This window comes from Secundilactobacillus malefermentans DSM 5705 = KCTC 3548 (genome assembly GCF_001436395.1).
In the GTDB taxonomy this organism is placed as follows: domain Bacteria; phylum Bacillota; class Bacilli; order Lactobacillales; family Lactobacillaceae; genus Secundilactobacillus; species Secundilactobacillus malefermentans.
On record NZ_AZGJ01000141.1, the window covers coordinates 1 to 525 of the forward strand.

Annotated in this window: 1 protein-coding gene; it reads right to left on the bottom strand. The window is 37.5% G+C overall.

The features are described from left to right. The coding region (locus tag FD44_RS10200; RefSeq protein WP_162258125.1) for a transposase at positions 1-525 on the bottom strand (525 nt) is incomplete at both ends.

Below are 525 nucleotides of genomic sequence, written 5' to 3' on the forward strand. Positions count from 1 at the left end.
CCGTTAGAATACTTAGATTCACTGGCATTCAAGACAATTTCCAGATTACTTTTAAACGTTTTTAGTGTTTCCTTCATTTGAAAACTTAGGTTTTCATTTTTGTAGAGATAGTGGACAATGCCATCTTTGTCATGATTTTTAAGACAGGACATGATACCTTGCAGCGCATCGTATGTGCTCGAAATAGTGTCATCAGTGTCAAGCCCCATTTGTACTCGCCCTTGTTGAGTTAACTGCTGTCGTAAATGACGATCATAGAAAGTTTGGCTGACTTCTAGTTCATCAATGTGCTTCAAATATAGTTTCCATGAGAACTTAAGCAGTCGATATTCGATAGATTTCTTGTCATATTTTTTCATTGTCTGAACTCTAGTCTGGTTGAATGCCCGCGTCATCATGGCGATAATGTGGAATCGATCAACGACAATTTCTGCGTTTGGAAACATTTCCTTAACGATATCTTTATAGTAACTATTGAGATCCAGAGTTACGGTTTGAACCCGTTTTCGGGTATTGATATGGAAT